Raw genomic sequence first — 15,133 nt, 5'->3', positions numbered from 1 at the left:
ATTCGCAGTATTAACGCGCGATGGTGTTGGTGCGCTTGATCTTGTTCTGCAACTGCATGATGCCGTACAGCAGAGCTTCAGCCGTCGGCGGGCAGCCCGGCACATAGACGTCGACCGGCACGATGCGGTCGCAGCCGCGCACCACCGAGTACGAGTAGTGGTAGTAGCCGCCGCCGTTGGCGCAGGAACCCATCGAGATCACCCAGCGCGGCTCGGCCATCTGGTCGTAGACCTTGCGCAGTGCCGGCGCCATCTTGTTGCACAGCGTGCCGGCGACGATCATCACGTCGGACTGGCGCGGCGATGGACGGAACACAATGCCGAAGCGGTCGAGGTCATAGCGGGCAGCGCCCACATGCATCATCTCGACCGCGCAACAGGCCAGGCCAAACGTCATCGGGAACATCGACCCGGTACGCGCCCAGTTGATCAGCTTATCGGCTGTAGTGGTAATAAAACCTTCGTTTAGAACGCCTTCATGAATAGCCATGGCTTATTCCCAATCAAGGGCACCTTTCTTCCAGATGTACCAGAAGCCGACGACGAATTCGGCGATGAACACCATCATCGTGACGAAGCCGGTCCAGCCCAGCTCGCGCATGGAGACGCCCCATGGGAAGAAGAATGCCGTTTCCAGATCAAACAAAATAAAGAGAATCGCGACCAGATAGTACCGGACGTCGAATTTCATGCGCGCGTCTTCGAAGGCTTCGAAGCCGCATTCATAGGGGGAGAGCTTGGCAGCGTCGGGACGCTGTGGCCCGAGCAGATAGCCGAGCACCTGGGGTGCGACGCCGACACCGACGCCGATCAGGATGAAGAGAAGAACGGGGAAGTAATTTTCGAGGTTCACGATGGAGCCTATTTGAACGATCGGTTAATGAAACCACTGCATGCCTGCAGCGCCGTATCGCGCAATCCTGGCCTCGTGCCTGCCACCAGGACCGTACGACTGATCCTCGTAAAAAAGCCAGCTCAGGCATGAGAGCAATCGCTCGTTTGCCCTTGCTGGCTTTTTCTGTATCTTGGTGCCGACGGCGAGACTCGAACTCGCACAGCTTGCGCCACTACCCCCTCAAGATAGCGTGTCTACCAATTTCACCACGTCGGCTGGAGACCAGTATTCTACCCTGCCTTAGCACCTTTTTTCAATGCTCAAATTGATGCATCGCAAGGAAAAACAGGGAATTTCTCAAACTTTCTTGCCTCAGGCCGGCTAAAGCACGACCCAGGGCGCCTGAGAGCCGGACAGCGCCCTGGTCAAGCGGCTGCCGGAGGTACTGCGAGGACCTGCATGGGCCTTGCGGCCCTCGCGCACGCCGGCCCATGGCCCCGTGCGCGCACGACTGAAACGACGATTACTTCTGCGGAGCAGGTGCTGCCGGCGCGGCCGGGGTCGACTGCGCGGCCGGGGCCGGCGACACGGTGGCCGGCACGGTCTCGGCCGGGCCTGGCGGCACGTCGGCGGTCGGTGCGGCCGGCACGCCGGCGGTCGGCGCAGGCACGTCGGCCGGGGTCGTGGTGGCTGGCACGTTGGCGCCAGCATTGTTTGCAGGTACGCCATTCGCCGGCGCTGCCAGGCGGCCCATCACGCCATTGTCTTGCGACGCGCCCGGGGTACGGTTATTGCCCATGTAGGCCAGCGCCAGGGTCGATGCAAAGAAGATCGCGGCGGCGACAGCCGTCGACTTCGACAGGAAGTTCGACGAACCACTGGCGCCGAACAGGCTGCCCGAGGCGCCGGAACCGAAGGCGGCGCCCATGTCGGCACCCTTACCGTGCTGCAAGAGCACCAGGCCGATGATAGCCAGGGCCGAGATCACCTGCACGACGATCACAAGATTGAACAACATGTTCATTACAATTCCATTCCAAGTTTAACTACGTTGCAAATTCTGAAAATCTGGATGCTTCAAGCAGCGTTGATGATGGCGAGGAAGTCCGCCGCCTTCAGGGCCGCGCCGCCGATCAGGCCGCCATCGATGTCGGCCTGGGCCATCAATTCGGCCGCATTGTCCGGCTTCATGCTGCCGCCGTACAGGATCGCGACCTTCTCGCCTGCATCAAGGCTGCGGGCACGCAGCTGGCTGCGCAGCTCGGCATGCACTTCCTGCGCCATCGCCGGGGTCGCCGTCTTGCCGGTGCCGATCGCCCAGACCGGCTCGTAGGCCACCACGATGCGCTGTACCGCTGCGCCGTCGAGCAGCTCCAGCACGGCAGACAATTGTTTGTTAACTACGACATTTGTTTGTCCGGCTTCGCGCTGATCCAGCGTCTCGCCGACGCAGACGATCGGGGTCAGGCCGGCGTTGAGTGCCGCCACTGCCTTCTGCGCCACCTGCTGGTCGGTTTCGCCGTGGTAGGCGCGGCGCTCCGAGTGGCCGACGATCACGTAGCGGCAACCGAAATCGCTCAGCATCGAGGCCGCGACCTCGCCCGTGTAGGCACCGCTGGCGTGGATCGATACATCCTGCGCACCCCAGGCCAGCTCGCTGCCGGCCAGCGTATCGGCGCATTGCTGCAGATACGGTGCCGGAACGCAGACGGCGGCTTGCGCCTTGCCTTGGCCCAGACCCTCAACAATACCAGCGAGCAGCGTCGCGTTGTTCGCGCGGCTGCCGTTCATCTTCCAGTTACCTACGACGAGTTTGGGACGCATATTACCCCACAGTCAAATAACCCGCTATTCTAGCCGCCGTTCAGGGGGCGGTCAAACAAATGGCTGAGTGGGCGTGTTGAAAAGACGTCAATGGATCTCGCAGCGCGCGGTATCCGGCGCACGACTGCGTGGAGTCGGGACTCCACCCTAGGATTCATTGCTGTTCGCAGGGCGTAGGGTGGGCGCCCTGTGCCCACCATTGCATGGGTCACGTTGGCGCATCGTTTGGTGGGCACGGAGCGCCCACCCTACGCCCGATCCACCGGTTCACACCACCTGCAGCACGATTTTCCCGACGTGCGTACTCGACTCCATCAACTCGTGCGCAGCGGCCGCCTCGGCCAGCGGGAAAGTCTTGTAGATCACCGGCTTGATCTTCCCCGCTTCGAGCAACGGCCACACCCGCTCGCGCAGCTTCTGCGCGATCGCGCCCTTGAAGGCCACCGGCCGCGGCCGCAGGGTCGAACCGCTGATGCTCAAGCGCCGGCGCAGCACTTGCGACAGGTCGACATTCGCCTTGGCACCACCCAGCAGCGCGATGATCGCAATGCGCCCATCGTCCGCCAGGCAATCGATCTCGCGTCCCACGTAGTCGCCGGCCACCATATCGAGCACGACGTCGACGCCCTTCCCGCCCGTCAGTTCTTTCACCACGGCGACGAAATCCTCGTCCCGGTAGTTGATGCCGCGCTCGGCGCCGAGCTCCTCGCAGGCGCGGCGCTTGTCTTCGGTGCCGGCGGTGGCGAACACGCGGTGTCCCATGGCGGTCGCCAGCTGGATCGCCGTCACGCCGATGCCGGACGTGCCGCCCTGCACCAGCAGGGTCTCGCCCTCGCTCAATTGCGCGCGATCGAACACGTTGGACCAGACCGTGAAAAAGGTTTCCGGCAGCGAGGCCGCCTCGACCATGGACAAGCCCTGCGGCACCGGCAGGCATTGCGCCAGCGGCGCCGCGCAGTACTCGGCATAGCCGCCGCCCTGCACCAGCGCGCAGACCATGTCGCCCTTGGCAAAGCCACTGTCGCCGAGCTCACCGTCGACGATCTCGCCCGCCACTTCCAGGCCCGGCAGGTCGGAGGCGCCCGGCGGCACCGGATACTGGCCCAGGCGCTGGAACACATCGGGGCGGTTGATGCCCGCCGCGTGGACCTTGATCAGTACCTCACCGGCCTTCAGCTCCGGCGTCGGCCGCTCGCACAGTTGCAATACCTCGGGCTTGCCCGGTTGGGTGATTTCGATGGCACGCATGGTCCGGTCTCCTCTTGAGAAAACAACAATTGTACGTCAGTGCCTGCGCACGCGTCGGGGTCCGGATTTGTTGCCGTATGGCGACTTTATTTCAATTTGCTGTGCTCAAACGCAAACAAATTCTTTGACGCATGAGCTTTGTGGGGAACTTTAGAGCTAGCACAACGAACTCGTCCGTACCTACCTTGTCCGTGCTACCCGCGCCGCATAGATTGGAGGACGCGCGCTCAGCCATATGAGCACGTTTCCACCAACCACGAAGGAGCACGATCATGTTGTCGATATCGTCCGCCCTGTCCGACCTGGCCCAGCGCACCGCGGCCGCCTTTCATCGTCCGACCCCGTCCAATCGCCCGCGCCGCGGCATGCTGCTGGGTGGCGTCGCACTGGCGATCGCCCTCGCCCTGCCCGGCCAGCACGCCGGCGCCCAGAACTGGAGCAACGAACGCTGGACCGGCACCTGGGGCACGGCGCCCGCCGGCCCGCCGCCCGCGACCAACCTGCAAACCTTTACCGACCAGACCTTGCGCCTGATCGTCCATACCAGCATCGGCGGCAACCGCGTGCGCATCCGCGTATCGAACGAGTTCGGCACCGTGCCCCTGCGCATCGGTGCCGCCCGCATCGGCGTGCGCGCAGCGGGTTCCGACGTCGCACCCGGCACCGACCGCGTGCTGACCTTCAGCGGCAGCCCCTCGATCACGATCCCGCCCGGCGCGCCGGTGCTGTCGGACCCGGTGGAACTGAACGTGCCGGCCCTGGGCGACCTTGCCGTCAGCCTGTACCTGCCGGGCACGGTCGAGGCGACCACGATCCACAACACGGGCCTGCAGACCAATTACGTCTCGCTGCCGGGCGACTTCACGGCGGCCGCCACCCTCCCCGTGCAGCGCACGATCACGGCCTGGCCCTTCCTCACCGAAGTGGACGTCGACAGCGCCGGACCGTCCATCGTCACCCTGGGCGACTCGATCACCGACGGCACGCGCAGCACGGTCGACACCAACAACCGGTGGCCCGACTGGCTGGCGCGCCGCCTGCAAACCGTGCGCGATCCCGTGCTCGGCCTGAACGCGCGCCTGGGCGTGGTCAACCGCGGCATCAGCGGAAACCGCCTGGTCAGCGATTCGCCCAACCCGCTCGCCGGCCGCAGCATCCTCGAGCGCTTCGACCGCGATGTGCTGGCCACCGCCGGCGTGCGCTACATGACCCTGCTCATCGGCATCAACGACATCGGCAACAGCCCGGCCATGAATCCGATCCCCGCTGCCGACCTGATCGCCGGCTACCGCCAGGTCATCGCCCGCGCCCACGCCAAGGGGATCGCCGTCTTCGGCGCAACGCTGACGCCCTTCGAAGGCGCGGGCTACTATTCGCCCGAGAAGGAAGTGGTGCGCCAGGCGGTGAATAACTGGATCCGCAACAGCGACGAATTCGACGCCGTGATCGACTTCGACCTCGCCACGCGCGACCCCTCGCACCCGACGCGCTTCCTGCCGGCCTACGACAGCGGCGATCATTTGCACCCGAACGACCTGGGCTACCAGGCGATGGGCAATGCGGTGCCGCTGACGCTGTTCCGTTCGGTGGGGATATCGGGGTTGAAGCCGGCGCAGCAGAAGGCGCCAGCGACGGTTGAGTAATTCAAGCGTAGGGTGGGCATGCCCACGCGTAAACGTCGAATCGTGTTGGCTCCGTTTAAGGAACGACTCCGCCAACACGATGCAGGCGTCACGCGTGGGCATGCCCACCCTACAATCATTTGCTGATCAGCACCGGCTCGTCGAAGCCCAGCTCCTTCATGCGCGGCAATTGGGTCTTTGCATCCCCCACCACCAGCCACACCATCTTCGACGGATCCAGGTACTTCGTCGACAGCGCCTGGATACGCGGCAGCGTCATCGCCTTGACGATCCCTTCGCGCTCCTTGACGTAGTCGGCGCGCCAGCCGTACTTGCTCATGTTGTCGAGCATGGCCAGCTTGGCCGCGGCCGTTTCGAAGGCGCGCGCATTGCTCTTGACGAGGAAGTTCCTGGTCGTCTCGAGGTCGGCCGCCGTATAGGTCGCCGGGTAGTCCTGCAGGATGGCTTTCACCAGCTGGGTCGACTCCAGCGTGACGTTGCTGCGCACGCCGCTGGCGATGATGAACGGACCGGCGCTCTTGCTGCCCGCGAACTCCGAGCGGATGCCATAGGTATAGCCCTTCCCTTCCCGCAGCTGCTGGGTCAGGCGCGAGGCGAAACCGCCGCCGCCCAGGATGTAGTTCATCACGGTGGCCGGGTAATAATCCGCGTCGGTGACGGGCAGCGCACGGTAGCCGACGTTCAGCACCGACTGCTTGGCGTCCGGCACGTCGACGAAGTAGACCTTGCCTGGAGCCGCACCGCCGGCCAGCGAGCTTGCTGGCAGTTCCACCGATTTCGCTTTCCAGTCGCGTCCGAGCCCGGCCAGCGAACGGGCGATCGCCGCCTTCGGCAAGGCGCCGACCACGTGCATGCGTGCGTTCGACGGCGACAGGTTGGCGCGGTAGTACGTCTTCAGGTCGTCGATGGTGATCGCGTTGACCGCCTCCGCCGTACCCAGGATGTTGCGCGAACGGGGATCGTCCTTGGCGTAGACCAGCTTGGCGAAATTGATGCCGGCCAGCGCGTTCGGATCGGCTTCCTGCTGGCGGATCTGGCTCAGCACGCTTGCCTTGACAAGGGCGAACTCCTTCTCGTCCCAGCGCGGCTGCAGCAGCATCTCCTCGACCAGGTCCAGGGTCGCCGCATAATTGCGCGCCAGGGTCGTGACGCTGATGCGCACATCCTCGGTACGGGCAGCGACATTGATCGTCGCGCCCAGCTGCTGGATCGCTTCTTCCAGTTCCTGCGGCGTCTTGCTCGCGGTGCCCTGGGTCAGCATGCGCGCCATCAGGTTGGCCACGCCCACCTTGTCGAGTTGATCCAGCAGCAGGCCGCCGTCGATCGCGATGTCGAACTGCACCAGCGGCACTTCCTTGTTCTCGATGCCGTACACGCGCATGCCGTTGGCGAGCGTGGTGTTCCACACCTGCGGCACCTTCAGCGCCGGCGTCTCGCCGTACGGCGGTTCCTTGCTGCGGTCAAACGAGGACGGCGTCTTCGCATACTCCGCGTTCTTGCTCGCGTCGACCGCCTGCTCGGCGCCCTGCACCACTTTTTCCTCGACCACTTCGGCCTTGCTCGATCCGCTCAGCGCCAGCGCCAGCTTGCCTTTCGGGACAAAGCTGGTCGCCACGAACGGCTTGCCCTTGATGTAGGTGTCGTACACGCGGCGCACGTCGGCCGTGCTCACCGCCAGGGTCTTCTTGACGCTATCGGACACATAACCCGGATTGCCGGTCAGGTAGTTGGATTCCGCCAGCAACGCCGACTTGCCGAGCACGCTCGACATCGCGTTGTAGAAACGGGTTTCCAGGCCGGCCTTGATGCGGTTCAGGTCGCGCTCGGAAATGCCCTCCTTCTCGAACCTGGCGAAGGCCTGGTCGACGGCGCCTGCCACCTCGTCCAGCGGTTTGCCTTCGAAGGCGCGGATGCGCAGCATGAACTGGCCCGCCAGTTCCGAGGTGTTGTTGCCGATCTGGACGGCTGGCGCGAGCTTGCTGTCTTCGACGACGACCTTGTAGAACGGCGCGCGCTTGGTCTGGGACAGGTATTCGGCCAGCACCTCCAGCGCATACGAATCCGGATGCAGGTCCTCGACGGTCGGCCAGGTCATGGTCAGCTCGGGCAGCTTCGCGAAGTTGTCCTCGTGCGCCAGCTTCACGGTCTGCTTCAGGCTGCCCGGACGCTTGGCCATCGGCTTGATCGCCTCACCGCGCTTGATTTCGGAAAAATACTTTTCGACCCACTTGCGGGCCTGCACCGGATCGAAGTCGCCCGCCAGCACCAGGGTCACGTTGTTGGGCACGTACCAGAGGCGGAAGAATTCCTTGACGTCGTCCAGGGTTGCATTCTGCAAGTCCTCGAGCGAACCGATGACCTGCCAGTTATAGGGATGGTCCGCCGGATACAGGGCCTTATTGATGACGTAGCGGGTGTGGCCGTAAGGCGCGTTATCCACGCCCTGGCGCTTCTCGTTCTTGACGACCTGCTTTTCCTTGGCCAGCACCGGATCGGTGACGGTGTTGATGAACCAGCCCAGCTTGTCCGCCTCGGCCCAGATCATCTTCTCCAGCGCATCCTTCGGCACCGTCTGCAGGTAGTTGGTGCGGTCCTGCGAGGTCGAGCCGTTGGCGCCCGAGCCGCCGATGCGCGCGGTCATCTTGTCGAGACCGCCCTTGCCCAGGTTTTCCGACTCCAGGAACAGCAGGTGCTCGAACAGGTGGGCGAAGCCGGTACGACCCGCCTTCTCGCGGCTCGATCCCACGTGCGCCGTCAGGTTGACGGCCACGACCGGGTCGGAACGGTCGATGTGGAAGATGACTTCCAGGCCGTTGGGCAGCGTGAACTTCTGATAGTCGACTTTCAGCGCCGGGGTGGCGGCTTTCGGCGCGGCGGCCTGGGCCGCGAGGGACGCGCTGGCGGGTAAAGTGGACAGGACGGCGGCGGCCAGCAGGAGGGTCGGGCGAACAAGCTTCATGCAATCAGGTCCTTGCAGTAGTGGGAACGGTTGGCGAACCCATCGGTGCGCCTGAGGTTCTGGATACTATTGCAATTTCTTGATTGCTACAACGTCGAAGCTGAGTGACCGAAAAAAACGGCCGAATAGCCGATGGAGCGGTGGCACAGCAGGTATTGGTTTTACGGTTCAGTGGGATCAATCCAGCCTGGACGAAGACCAGCATCGAACTCTTTTCGAACTTTGGCCAACGCCCAGGAATCGCCCATATCGGCCTCAATCTCGCCAATACATCCCCAGCAATCGCCGCCACAGTTTTCCGAAAGCGAATCTGCTGGGTTATCGAGGCCGCGCCCGCAAATTTGGCACCGTTCCGTCTTATTTTGATTGGTCATGGTTGGGTAATCTTGAACGGAACCGGTCAATGTCACAAACGGTCAGTGTCAGATAACAGACCAGCCCCTCGGCTTCCGATTGGCGCTATCTGGAACGCGCATACATGAACGATGCGCGCGGTTCGGGTCCAAGGTTGGGTAATACACTATGCCGTTCAAGCTGCCCTTCTCTCGTGAACCCGGCCTTCTCCAACACGCGCGCAGATGCATGATTTTCCGTGTCGCACGTTGCCTGCACCCGAGAACATTCCGGGAGACTCAAGGCCGCGTCACTAAGAGCAAGGATTGCTTCGGTCATGAGACCGGCGCCCCAATATGATCGCTGCAAAACATATCCGAGGTCGATGGCATTCGGGAGAATGCGCGCTTCCAGCATCCCGATGGGAATACGACTGTTTTCGCGCCGGGTGAGGATAAACGGGCGGCGCTGGCCGCTGGCCCAGCCTTGCATGCAGTTCAAAATGAACGCTTCGGTTTCCCCGATCGACTGATGCGGGCGCCAGACCAGATATCGCGCAACGTCGAGGTCCTGCGTATAAGCTTTAAAAATGTGCTTCGCATCGGCCGCATCGGGCTTTCTTAACGTTAAGCTCCGTGTCTGAATTGCTTCTGGAAGCGATATTGGCATCACAAGACCTTGGCTTTTAGCTAATGCATCAGATTGTACTGGTGAACCTGCGCTCACGGCCGTCGGCAGCGTCGCAGCGCCTGCAATCTGCCGAGCAGCACATCGACATCATCAAGCCACCACCAATGGTCGTACGATCGTCATGTAGCGGGCGCTGCTGGCCGATTGCGACCTATTGCAGGGTCGGCTGACAACCCGGACCTGACATTAGCTGTTATCAGTCTTATTGTCGGCTTCAAGTCGATGAGCGGGCCACCGGTAGCTCAACACACTGGCTACGGGGTAGTAATGTTCCCGAACCTCTTCGAGCTGATTCCCTCCAAGCAGGAAAACGCAGTCCCCTTCCACGCGCAGGAAGAAACCCACGTGACCTTTCCAGCTATTCGGATCGTCCCGTGTCAGCACGGCGATGCATCCGGGAACGGGGCTTTCAAGGGGTACACCCCATTCCAGCCAGGAACGGGCCAATGCTGAACCAGTGCCTGCGATACCGGACTGGGCGAGGCACCAATTCACGAAAGATGAACACCATGAAATCTTGTCGTCATAGCCGCGCAAGTTGGTGTGGTCGTTGTACTCGACAATTCGGGGGTTGGTCTGTCCAGCCGGGAAGCGGCGTATGCCGTGCTCTCCGAAAGCCGTTTCCATCCAGGGCGTGTCGTCGGACCTTATGACGGTCACAGGTAAGGAGTTCAAATAAACTGTTTCCGGTATTGTAGGTCGTTTGTCAAAAACCAATGAGCGCGAATGTCGGTAACGGCTTCGGGCCGCAGGACGGTGCGAATCGCACCGATCTACAGGACTCCAATTTCCTTAAGCCAGCTTTCGACTAGCGTCGGCCAGGCTGCAACTGGGTGGTCCTTGTCCCTGAGACCGAAAGCGTGCCCTCCCTTTGCAAAGAAATGAACCTCTGTGGGCACCCCCGCGTGATGAAGCGCGTCGGCATAGAGAATACTGTTGCAGATGGAATCCACCGGATCATCCCAAGCTTGTAACAGGAATGTAGGGGGAGTCGCCTTCGTTACATGAATGCTTGCTTCTAATACGCCGGAGCGGCAAAGGTGGCCCGGATAGAGCGCAATAGCAAAGTCGGGGCGACTGCTCAAGGCGTCGGCCGCGTCAACCGGCTTGTACGTGGGTGTAACGATATTGCTGGTCTGCGCGACCAGATACCCCCCTGCCGAGAAGCCAATGACTCCGATTTTTTTTGGATCGAGATGCAGTTCCTGTGCCTTCGAGCGCACCAGCTTGATAGTCCTTTGCGCGTCCTGCAGCGCACGCGGTATTTTTGGCGTAATCCTGCAATTACATTTATCGTCCCAATAATCGTTTCCTCCAGGGACACGGTATTTGAGCAGCACGCAGGTAATCCCCCGCGATGTCAGCCAATCGCAGATTTCCGTTCCTTCCAGGTCGATGGCGAGAACCCTGAATCCTCCTCCAGGAAATACAACTACGGCGGCTCCGGTGTTCATGTTCTTCGCCGGATACACGGTCATCGTGGGGCGGCTGACGTCATTAATCTGCATCCAGCCACCATGTCCCGTCGCAGCGACGACAGACTCTGTCTTTTGCGCGGATAGTGCATCAGGTACAGCCCCGGGCCAGATCGAGACCTGTACCTGCCCTGGCGATGGTTGCCAGGTCCCGGCCTGTGCCGGAAGCAAGCCGATTAATAGAAAAGCTAAACCGCACAAGAAACTGATACGCACGAATTTCCTTGAATTGTGAATAGCCGCCACGCACGCGCCTAATTGGAAACCAGTTTACCTGAATTGTTGTCGTTTGAGAAAGCTCAATTAGCCGCCTGCAACGCCTGCGAACAGCATGATCCACAACGCGTGAAGTTGCGTGGAGAAACAGAAAATCCGTATTTGCACGGCCGTGCTATCGTCGTAATCAAACTCCGGCGTATCCGCGATCAGGCTAGTTTGCGCACATCGTCATTGCCGCTGCGGCTACTTGCGCCGCTCAATTTGGTTTGGCTAATAGAGGAATCAGAATGAACCGCTTCAAAGACAAAACCGTACTCGTCACCGGCGCCGCTTCCGGCATCGGCCTGGCCACCGCCCGCCGTTTCCTCGACGAAGGCGCCCGTGTCGTGATGCTCGATAAGGACGAAGCCAGCCTCAAGAAAGTTGCTTCTGGACTCCCACAGGACCGCGTCCTCGTCCACGTCGGCGACACCGCCAAAAAGGAAACCGCCACCACCGCCGTCAAGGCCGCCCTCGACCGTTTCGGCGGCCTGCACATCCTGGTCAACAACGCCGGCGTGGCGGTCGAAGGCGACATCATGCAGACCAGCGAAGAAGACTTCGACCACGTCATGTCGGTCAACGTGGCCGGCTACTTCCACATGGCCAAGGCGGCGATGCCCGAACTGGTCAAGGTCAAAGGCTCGATCGTCATGACCTCCTCCGTCTCGGGGCTGGGAGGCGACTGGAATACCTTCGCCTACAACACCTCGAAGGGCGCGGTCAGCAACATGGTGCGCGCGATGGCGCTGGATGCAGGAAAGGATGGCGTGCGGGTCAACGCGGTCAATCCGAGCTTCACGGATACCGGCATGACCCAGGACATGCTGGCGGATCCCGAGCTGGTCGCCAAGTTCAATGAACGCATGCCGCTCGGCGCACCAGAGGATGCGGAAGGCGTTGCAGCGGTCATCGCATTCCTGGCAAGCGAGGACGCGCGCCTGGTCACGGGCGTCAACCTGCCCGTGGATGCGGGCGTGACGGCATCCAACGGACAGCCGCCGATGTAGTCATGGCCTAGTGCCGGACCGGCGGCGCCGCCGGTTCGGCATTGGGCACATCCATCGACAGCAGCACGTCCAGTTCCGTGTGATTGACCGGCTTGGTCAGGTGGAAGTCGAAGCCGGCCTCGCGCGTCAGGCGGCGGTCGCTTTCCTGGCCCCATCCGGTGACGGCGATGATGCGCGGCGCCGCCTGGGCGGTCCGTCCGCGCAGTTCGCGCGCCACGTCGAAGCCCGATATGCCCGGCATGCCGAGGTCGAGCAGGACGACCTCCGGCTCGAACTCGAAGGCCAGCCTGAGTCCCTCCTGTCCGTCGTGGGCCTCGCGCACCTGGTGGCCGGCCGCTTGCAACAGGGCCACCATGCTGGTGGCGGCATCGCGGTTGTCGTCGACGACGAGGACACGGCGCGGATGCAGGCGCGCTTCGCGGCTCGCATTGTGGCTGGTATGCGTCATGTCCGCCGGCGACAGGGCGGGCCGCTCGAGCAGCGGCAGGGTGACGGTAAACGTGCTGCCGCTGCCGGCGCCTGCGCTCGCCGCCTCGACACTGCCGCCGTGCAGCTCGACAAACCCCTTCACCAGCGACAAGCCGATCCCGAGGCCGCCCTGGCTGCGCTCGAGCGCCGGGGTGACTTGCGAGAACAGGCCGAAGATATCCTGCAAGTGTTCCGGCGGAATGCCGATGCCGCTATCGGAAATGGCGATCTTCGCCATGCCGGGCAGGCGCTCGGCCGACACGCCGATCACGCCGCCGTGCGGCGTGAACTTGATCGCGTTGTTCAGCAGGTTGAGGAAGCACTGGACGATGCGGGTGGCGTCCGCGCTCGCGTATAACGGGTCGTCGGGCAGGTGCACCAGTACCTCGTGTCCGGCAGCCTTGAGCGCGCCTTCCACCGCGTGCAATGCGTCCGACAGGCAGTCGACCAGCGACACGTCCTTCTTGCGCAGGGACACCTTTCCCTGGGTGATCCGCGACACCTCCAGCAGGTCGTCGACCAGGCGCGCGAGGTGGCGCGACTGGCGGTCGACGATGGCCAGCGCCCGTTCGACGCTGGGCGGCAGGCCGGGCATGCGCGTCAGCAGTTCGGCGGCGTTGCGGATCGGCGCCAGCGGATTGCGCAGCTCATGGGCCAGCGTCGCCAGGAACTCGTCCTTGCGCTGGTCCGCCAGCTTGAGCGTCTCTTCGGCCTCGGTCTGCGCCGTGATGTCGGCATTCACCCCGAACCAGTGGATGATCTGCCCGTCGTTGTTGCGCAGCGCCACAGCCCGGCTCAGGAACTGCCGCCAGCGGCCGTCCGTCCCCTTCAAGGGCACCACCATTTCATAGGGTTCGCCGGTGGCGACCGAATGGCGCCACCTGGCGACGATGGTCGGCACCAGGTCCGGGTCGTTCACCTTGCGCCAGCCCCAGCCTTCGGCCTCCGCCTGCGACAGCCCGGTGTATTCGTGCCAGCGCCGGTTGAACCAGTAGATCCAGCCGTCCGGCCGCGCCATCCAGGCAATCTCCGGCAATTCGTCCGCCAGGGTGTGGAAATGCCTCTCCATCTCGGCTGCCGCCGCCTCGCCGCGCTTGCGCTCCGTGATGTCGGCCAGGACGCCGAATACCACCGTTGCCTTGCCATGCTCGTCGTAACCGGCTTCGCCGCGCGCGAACGCCCAGCGCGGCTCACCTTGCGCGTCGCGCAGGCGGAACTCGACATCGCATTCGCGCCGGTTGCCGATGCATTCGTGGATCTGCGCGCAGGCGGTCGCGATCCTCGGCGAACACGTAATCCGTCAGCGCGTCCGGCTGCGCAGCCAGTTCTCCGGCCCGCAGCCCGAGGATGTCCTGCTCCACCTCCGGGCTCCACCATGCGCGATCGTTGACGAGGTCCCAGCTGAACACGCCCATCCTTCCCGCTTTCAATGCCAGGCGCAGCACTTGCTGCATTTCCTGCAGCCTGGCGGCGGTGCGTGCGGTGGCCTGGGCTTCGGCCAGGTCGCGGTGCATGCGCCCGTGCTCGACCAGCAGCATGATCAGGACGAAGATCGAGGCGACCAGGCCGTATGCCCTGCCGGCATAGAAGCCGACATCCCAGCGGCCGGCATTGAACACGCTGACGAGCCCGATTTCGAAGAACCATGCGGACAGCACCACCCCCAGCCACATGTCCAGCGCCGAGGCCGAGCGGCGGGTGAACAGGATGACCAGGGCCAGCCCGGTAACGAACCATTGGCCGTAGCGCCCGATGTTGAAGGCGGACGAGTAACGGTTGTCCGTCAACATCTGCGGCAGCCAGTCGCCTCCCGCCGTCGCCAGCGTGCCCAGCACGGCGGCGCAGGCGAGCGTCACCAGCATCGCCTTGGCCGTCGCCCGTCCCGGCTTTTCCGCGGGCCGGCCCGTCTGCTTGAGGAAGGAATAGGCGATGACCGCAACGGGAAAGCCGAGGTGCCAGAAAACGTGCAGGTAGCCGGTCGTTTGCGGGCCGGCGCCGAGCAGCCCGGTGGGCGTGAAGACGCCCGGGAAGGACAGCAAGTGCACCGTTGCCATGACGGCCGAGTACAGGTAGCCGCAGGCCAGGACCAGGATGGCCTTCCTGCGGGTCAGGTAGAAATAGCCGAGCAGCAGCGTCGTCGTGATCAGGTCGTTGATCGCGAGAACCGGCTGATGCAGGGGGATGAACCAGGGCGCGGCGGCCAGCGGCGTACTCGCGAACGGGATGAGCGTAATAAACATCCCCAGCGATACCGCAACGATGACCAGCGCCAGGCGCCTTGATGCCGGCTTGGCGTCGTATTCGAACAAGGTTCTGGCTGTCTGGCTGTCAGCAGACGCCGCGCGCTCGCGCGGAATGCCTGACCACTCGGATGTGTAGTTCATGCGCAA

General features: G+C 63.0%; 15 protein-coding genes and 1 tRNA gene. 3 read left to right on the top strand and 13 right to left on the bottom strand.

The features are described from left to right. Window positions 1-10: 10 nt before the first annotated feature. From C2862_RS02545 to C2862_RS02520, 6 genes are all read right to left on the bottom strand, one after another. Window positions 11-490 carry an NADH-quinone oxidoreductase subunit B family protein gene (locus C2862_RS02545; RefSeq protein WP_056333529.1) on the bottom strand — a complete coding sequence of 160 codons (480 nt, stop codon included), beginning with the start codon at window positions 488-490 and terminating at the stop codon, window positions 11-13. A gap of 3 nt (window positions 491-493) precedes the next feature. Further along, window positions 494-853: an NADH-quinone oxidoreductase subunit A gene (locus C2862_RS02540; protein ID WP_136218549.1), complete on the bottom strand. Its 360-nt coding sequence runs from the start codon at window positions 851-853 to the stop codon at window positions 494-496. A gap of 173 nt (window positions 854-1,026) precedes the next feature. Further along, window positions 1,027-1,111, bottom strand: a tRNA-Leu gene (locus C2862_RS02535). Between the two features lie 247 nt (window positions 1,112-1,358). After that, window positions 1,359-1,859, bottom strand: coding sequence for a preprotein translocase subunit SecG (gene secG / locus C2862_RS02530; protein WP_136218548.1), 501 nt, complete (start codon window positions 1,857-1,859; stop codon window positions 1,359-1,361). Between the two features lie 53 nt (window positions 1,860-1,912). Next, window positions 1,913-2,659 carry a triose-phosphate isomerase gene (gene tpiA, locus C2862_RS02525; protein ID WP_136218547.1) on the bottom strand — a complete coding sequence of 249 codons (747 nt, stop codon included), beginning with the start codon at window positions 2,657-2,659 and terminating at the stop codon, window positions 1,913-1,915. Between the two features lie 267 nt (window positions 2,660-2,926). Then, complete coding sequence (locus C2862_RS02520; protein WP_136218546.1) at window positions 2,927-3,907, bottom strand: NAD(P)H-quinone oxidoreductase; 981 nt, start codon at window positions 3,905-3,907, stop codon at window positions 2,927-2,929. A 272-nt stretch (window positions 3,908-4,179) separates the two neighbouring features. On the opposite strand from C2862_RS02520, the gene C2862_RS02515 reads away from it, so the two are divergent. Beyond that, window positions 4,180-5,550, top strand: a complete 1,371-nt coding sequence (locus C2862_RS02515; protein WP_136218545.1) for an SGNH/GDSL hydrolase family protein — start codon at window positions 4,180-4,182, stop codon at window positions 5,548-5,550. Between the two features lie 115 nt (window positions 5,551-5,665). Here C2862_RS02515 and C2862_RS02510 read toward each other — a convergent pair whose 3' ends face one another. The 5 genes from C2862_RS02510 to C2862_RS02490 all read right to left on the bottom strand — a co-directional run bounded on the left by C2862_RS02510 (window position 5,666) and on the right by C2862_RS02490 (window position 11,223). Further along, a complete protein-coding gene (locus C2862_RS02510; RefSeq protein ID WP_136218544.1) occupies window positions 5,666-8,509 on the bottom strand; it encodes a pitrilysin family protein in 2,844 nt (947 codons plus the stop codon). 161 nt (window positions 8,510-8,670) lie between these two features. Then, entirely contained in the window at window positions 8,671-8,883 is a 213-nt protein-coding gene (locus C2862_RS02505) for a hypothetical protein (protein ID WP_210735848.1), read from the bottom strand. Between the two features lie 85 nt (window positions 8,884-8,968). Beyond that, window positions 8,969-9,568 (bottom strand): GNAT family N-acetyltransferase, encoded by a 600-nt coding sequence (locus tag C2862_RS02500; protein ID WP_136218543.1) that lies wholly within the window; start codon window positions 9,566-9,568, stop codon window positions 8,969-8,971. Window positions 9,569-9,718: 150 nt separating this feature from the next. Then, the gene (locus tag C2862_RS02495) at window positions 9,719-10,159 is read right to left on the bottom strand and encodes a TIGR02594 family protein (protein WP_136218542.1); all 441 of its coding nucleotides are present in this window, start codon (window positions 10,157-10,159) and stop codon (window positions 9,719-9,721) included. Between the two features lie 146 nt (window positions 10,160-10,305). After that, window positions 10,306-11,223 carry an alpha/beta hydrolase gene (locus tag C2862_RS02490; RefSeq protein WP_229467256.1) on the bottom strand — a complete coding sequence of 306 codons (918 nt, stop codon included), beginning with the start codon at window positions 11,221-11,223 and terminating at the stop codon, window positions 10,306-10,308. 42 nt (window positions 11,224-11,265) lie between these two features. Here C2862_RS02490 and C2862_RS02485 point away from each other — a divergent pair, with 42 nt between their 5' ends. Beyond that, window positions 11,266-11,517 (top strand): hypothetical protein, encoded by a 252-nt coding sequence (locus tag C2862_RS02485; protein WP_136218541.1) that lies wholly within the window; start codon window positions 11,266-11,268, stop codon window positions 11,515-11,517. Further along, complete coding sequence (locus tag C2862_RS02480; RefSeq protein WP_136218540.1) at window positions 11,514-12,275, top strand: SDR family NAD(P)-dependent oxidoreductase; 762 nt, start codon at window positions 11,514-11,516, stop codon at window positions 12,273-12,275. Before C2862_RS02485 ends, C2862_RS02480 begins: the two co-directional genes overlap by 4 nt. A gap of 7 nt (window positions 12,276-12,282) precedes the next feature. Here C2862_RS02480 and C2862_RS02475 read toward each other — a convergent pair whose 3' ends face one another. Beyond that, on the bottom strand, window positions 12,283-13,875 hold the full coding sequence (locus tag C2862_RS02475; RefSeq protein WP_136218539.1) for an ATP-binding protein: 1,593 nt from the start codon (window positions 13,873-13,875) through the stop codon (window positions 12,283-12,285). Between the two features lie 58 nt (window positions 13,876-13,933). After that, the gene (locus C2862_RS02470; RefSeq protein WP_136218538.1) at window positions 13,934-15,127 is read right to left on the bottom strand and encodes an MASE4 domain-containing protein; all 1,194 of its coding nucleotides are present in this window, start codon (window positions 15,125-15,127) and stop codon (window positions 13,934-13,936) included. Between the last annotated feature and the right edge of the window lie 6 nt (window positions 15,128-15,133).

Origin of the sequence: Massilia sp. Mn16-1_5 (genome assembly GCF_004798585.1) — a bacterium.
GTDB lineage: Bacteria > Pseudomonadota > Gammaproteobacteria > Burkholderiales > Burkholderiaceae_D > Telluria.
The sequence above is the reverse complement of the archived record's forward strand: the minus strand, read 5'-3'. Positions and strand labels throughout refer to the sequence as shown.

Excerpts from the sequence above, each read along its gene's own strand:
- C2862_RS02505 (WP_210735848.1), bottom strand. The coding sequence starts at position 8,883 with ATGACCAATCAAAATAAGACGGAACGGTGCCAAATTTGCGGGCGCGGC.
- tpiA (WP_136218547.1), bottom strand. The coding sequence starts at position 2,659 with ATGCGTCCCAAACTCGTCGTAGGTAACTGGAAGATGAACGGCAGCCGC.
- C2862_RS02470 (WP_136218538.1), bottom strand. The coding sequence starts at position 15,127 with ATGAACTACACATCCGAGTGGTCAGGCATTCCGCGCGAGCGCGCGGCG.
- C2862_RS02520 (WP_136218546.1), bottom strand. The coding sequence starts at position 3,907 with ATGCGTGCCATCGAAATCACCCAACCGGGCAAGCCCGAGGTATTGCAA.
- C2862_RS02480 (WP_136218540.1), top strand. The coding sequence starts at position 11,514 with ATGAACCGCTTCAAAGACAAAACCGTACTCGTCACCGGCGCCGCTTCC.
- C2862_RS02495 (WP_136218542.1), bottom strand. The coding sequence starts at position 10,159 with ATGGAAACGGCTTTCGGAGAGCACGGCATACGCCGCTTCCCGGCTGGA.
- C2862_RS02515 (WP_136218545.1), top strand. The coding sequence starts at position 4,180 with ATGTTGTCGATATCGTCCGCCCTGTCCGACCTGGCCCAGCGCACCGCG.
- C2862_RS02510 (WP_136218544.1), bottom strand. The coding sequence starts at position 8,509 with ATGAAGCTTGTTCGCCCGACCCTCCTGCTGGCCGCCGCCGTCCTGTCC.
- C2862_RS02545 (WP_056333529.1), bottom strand. The coding sequence starts at position 490 with ATGGCTATTCATGAAGGCGTTCTAAACGAAGGTTTTATTACCACTACA.
- secG (WP_136218548.1), bottom strand. The coding sequence starts at position 1,859 with ATGAACATGTTGTTCAATCTTGTGATCGTCGTGCAGGTGATCTCGGCC.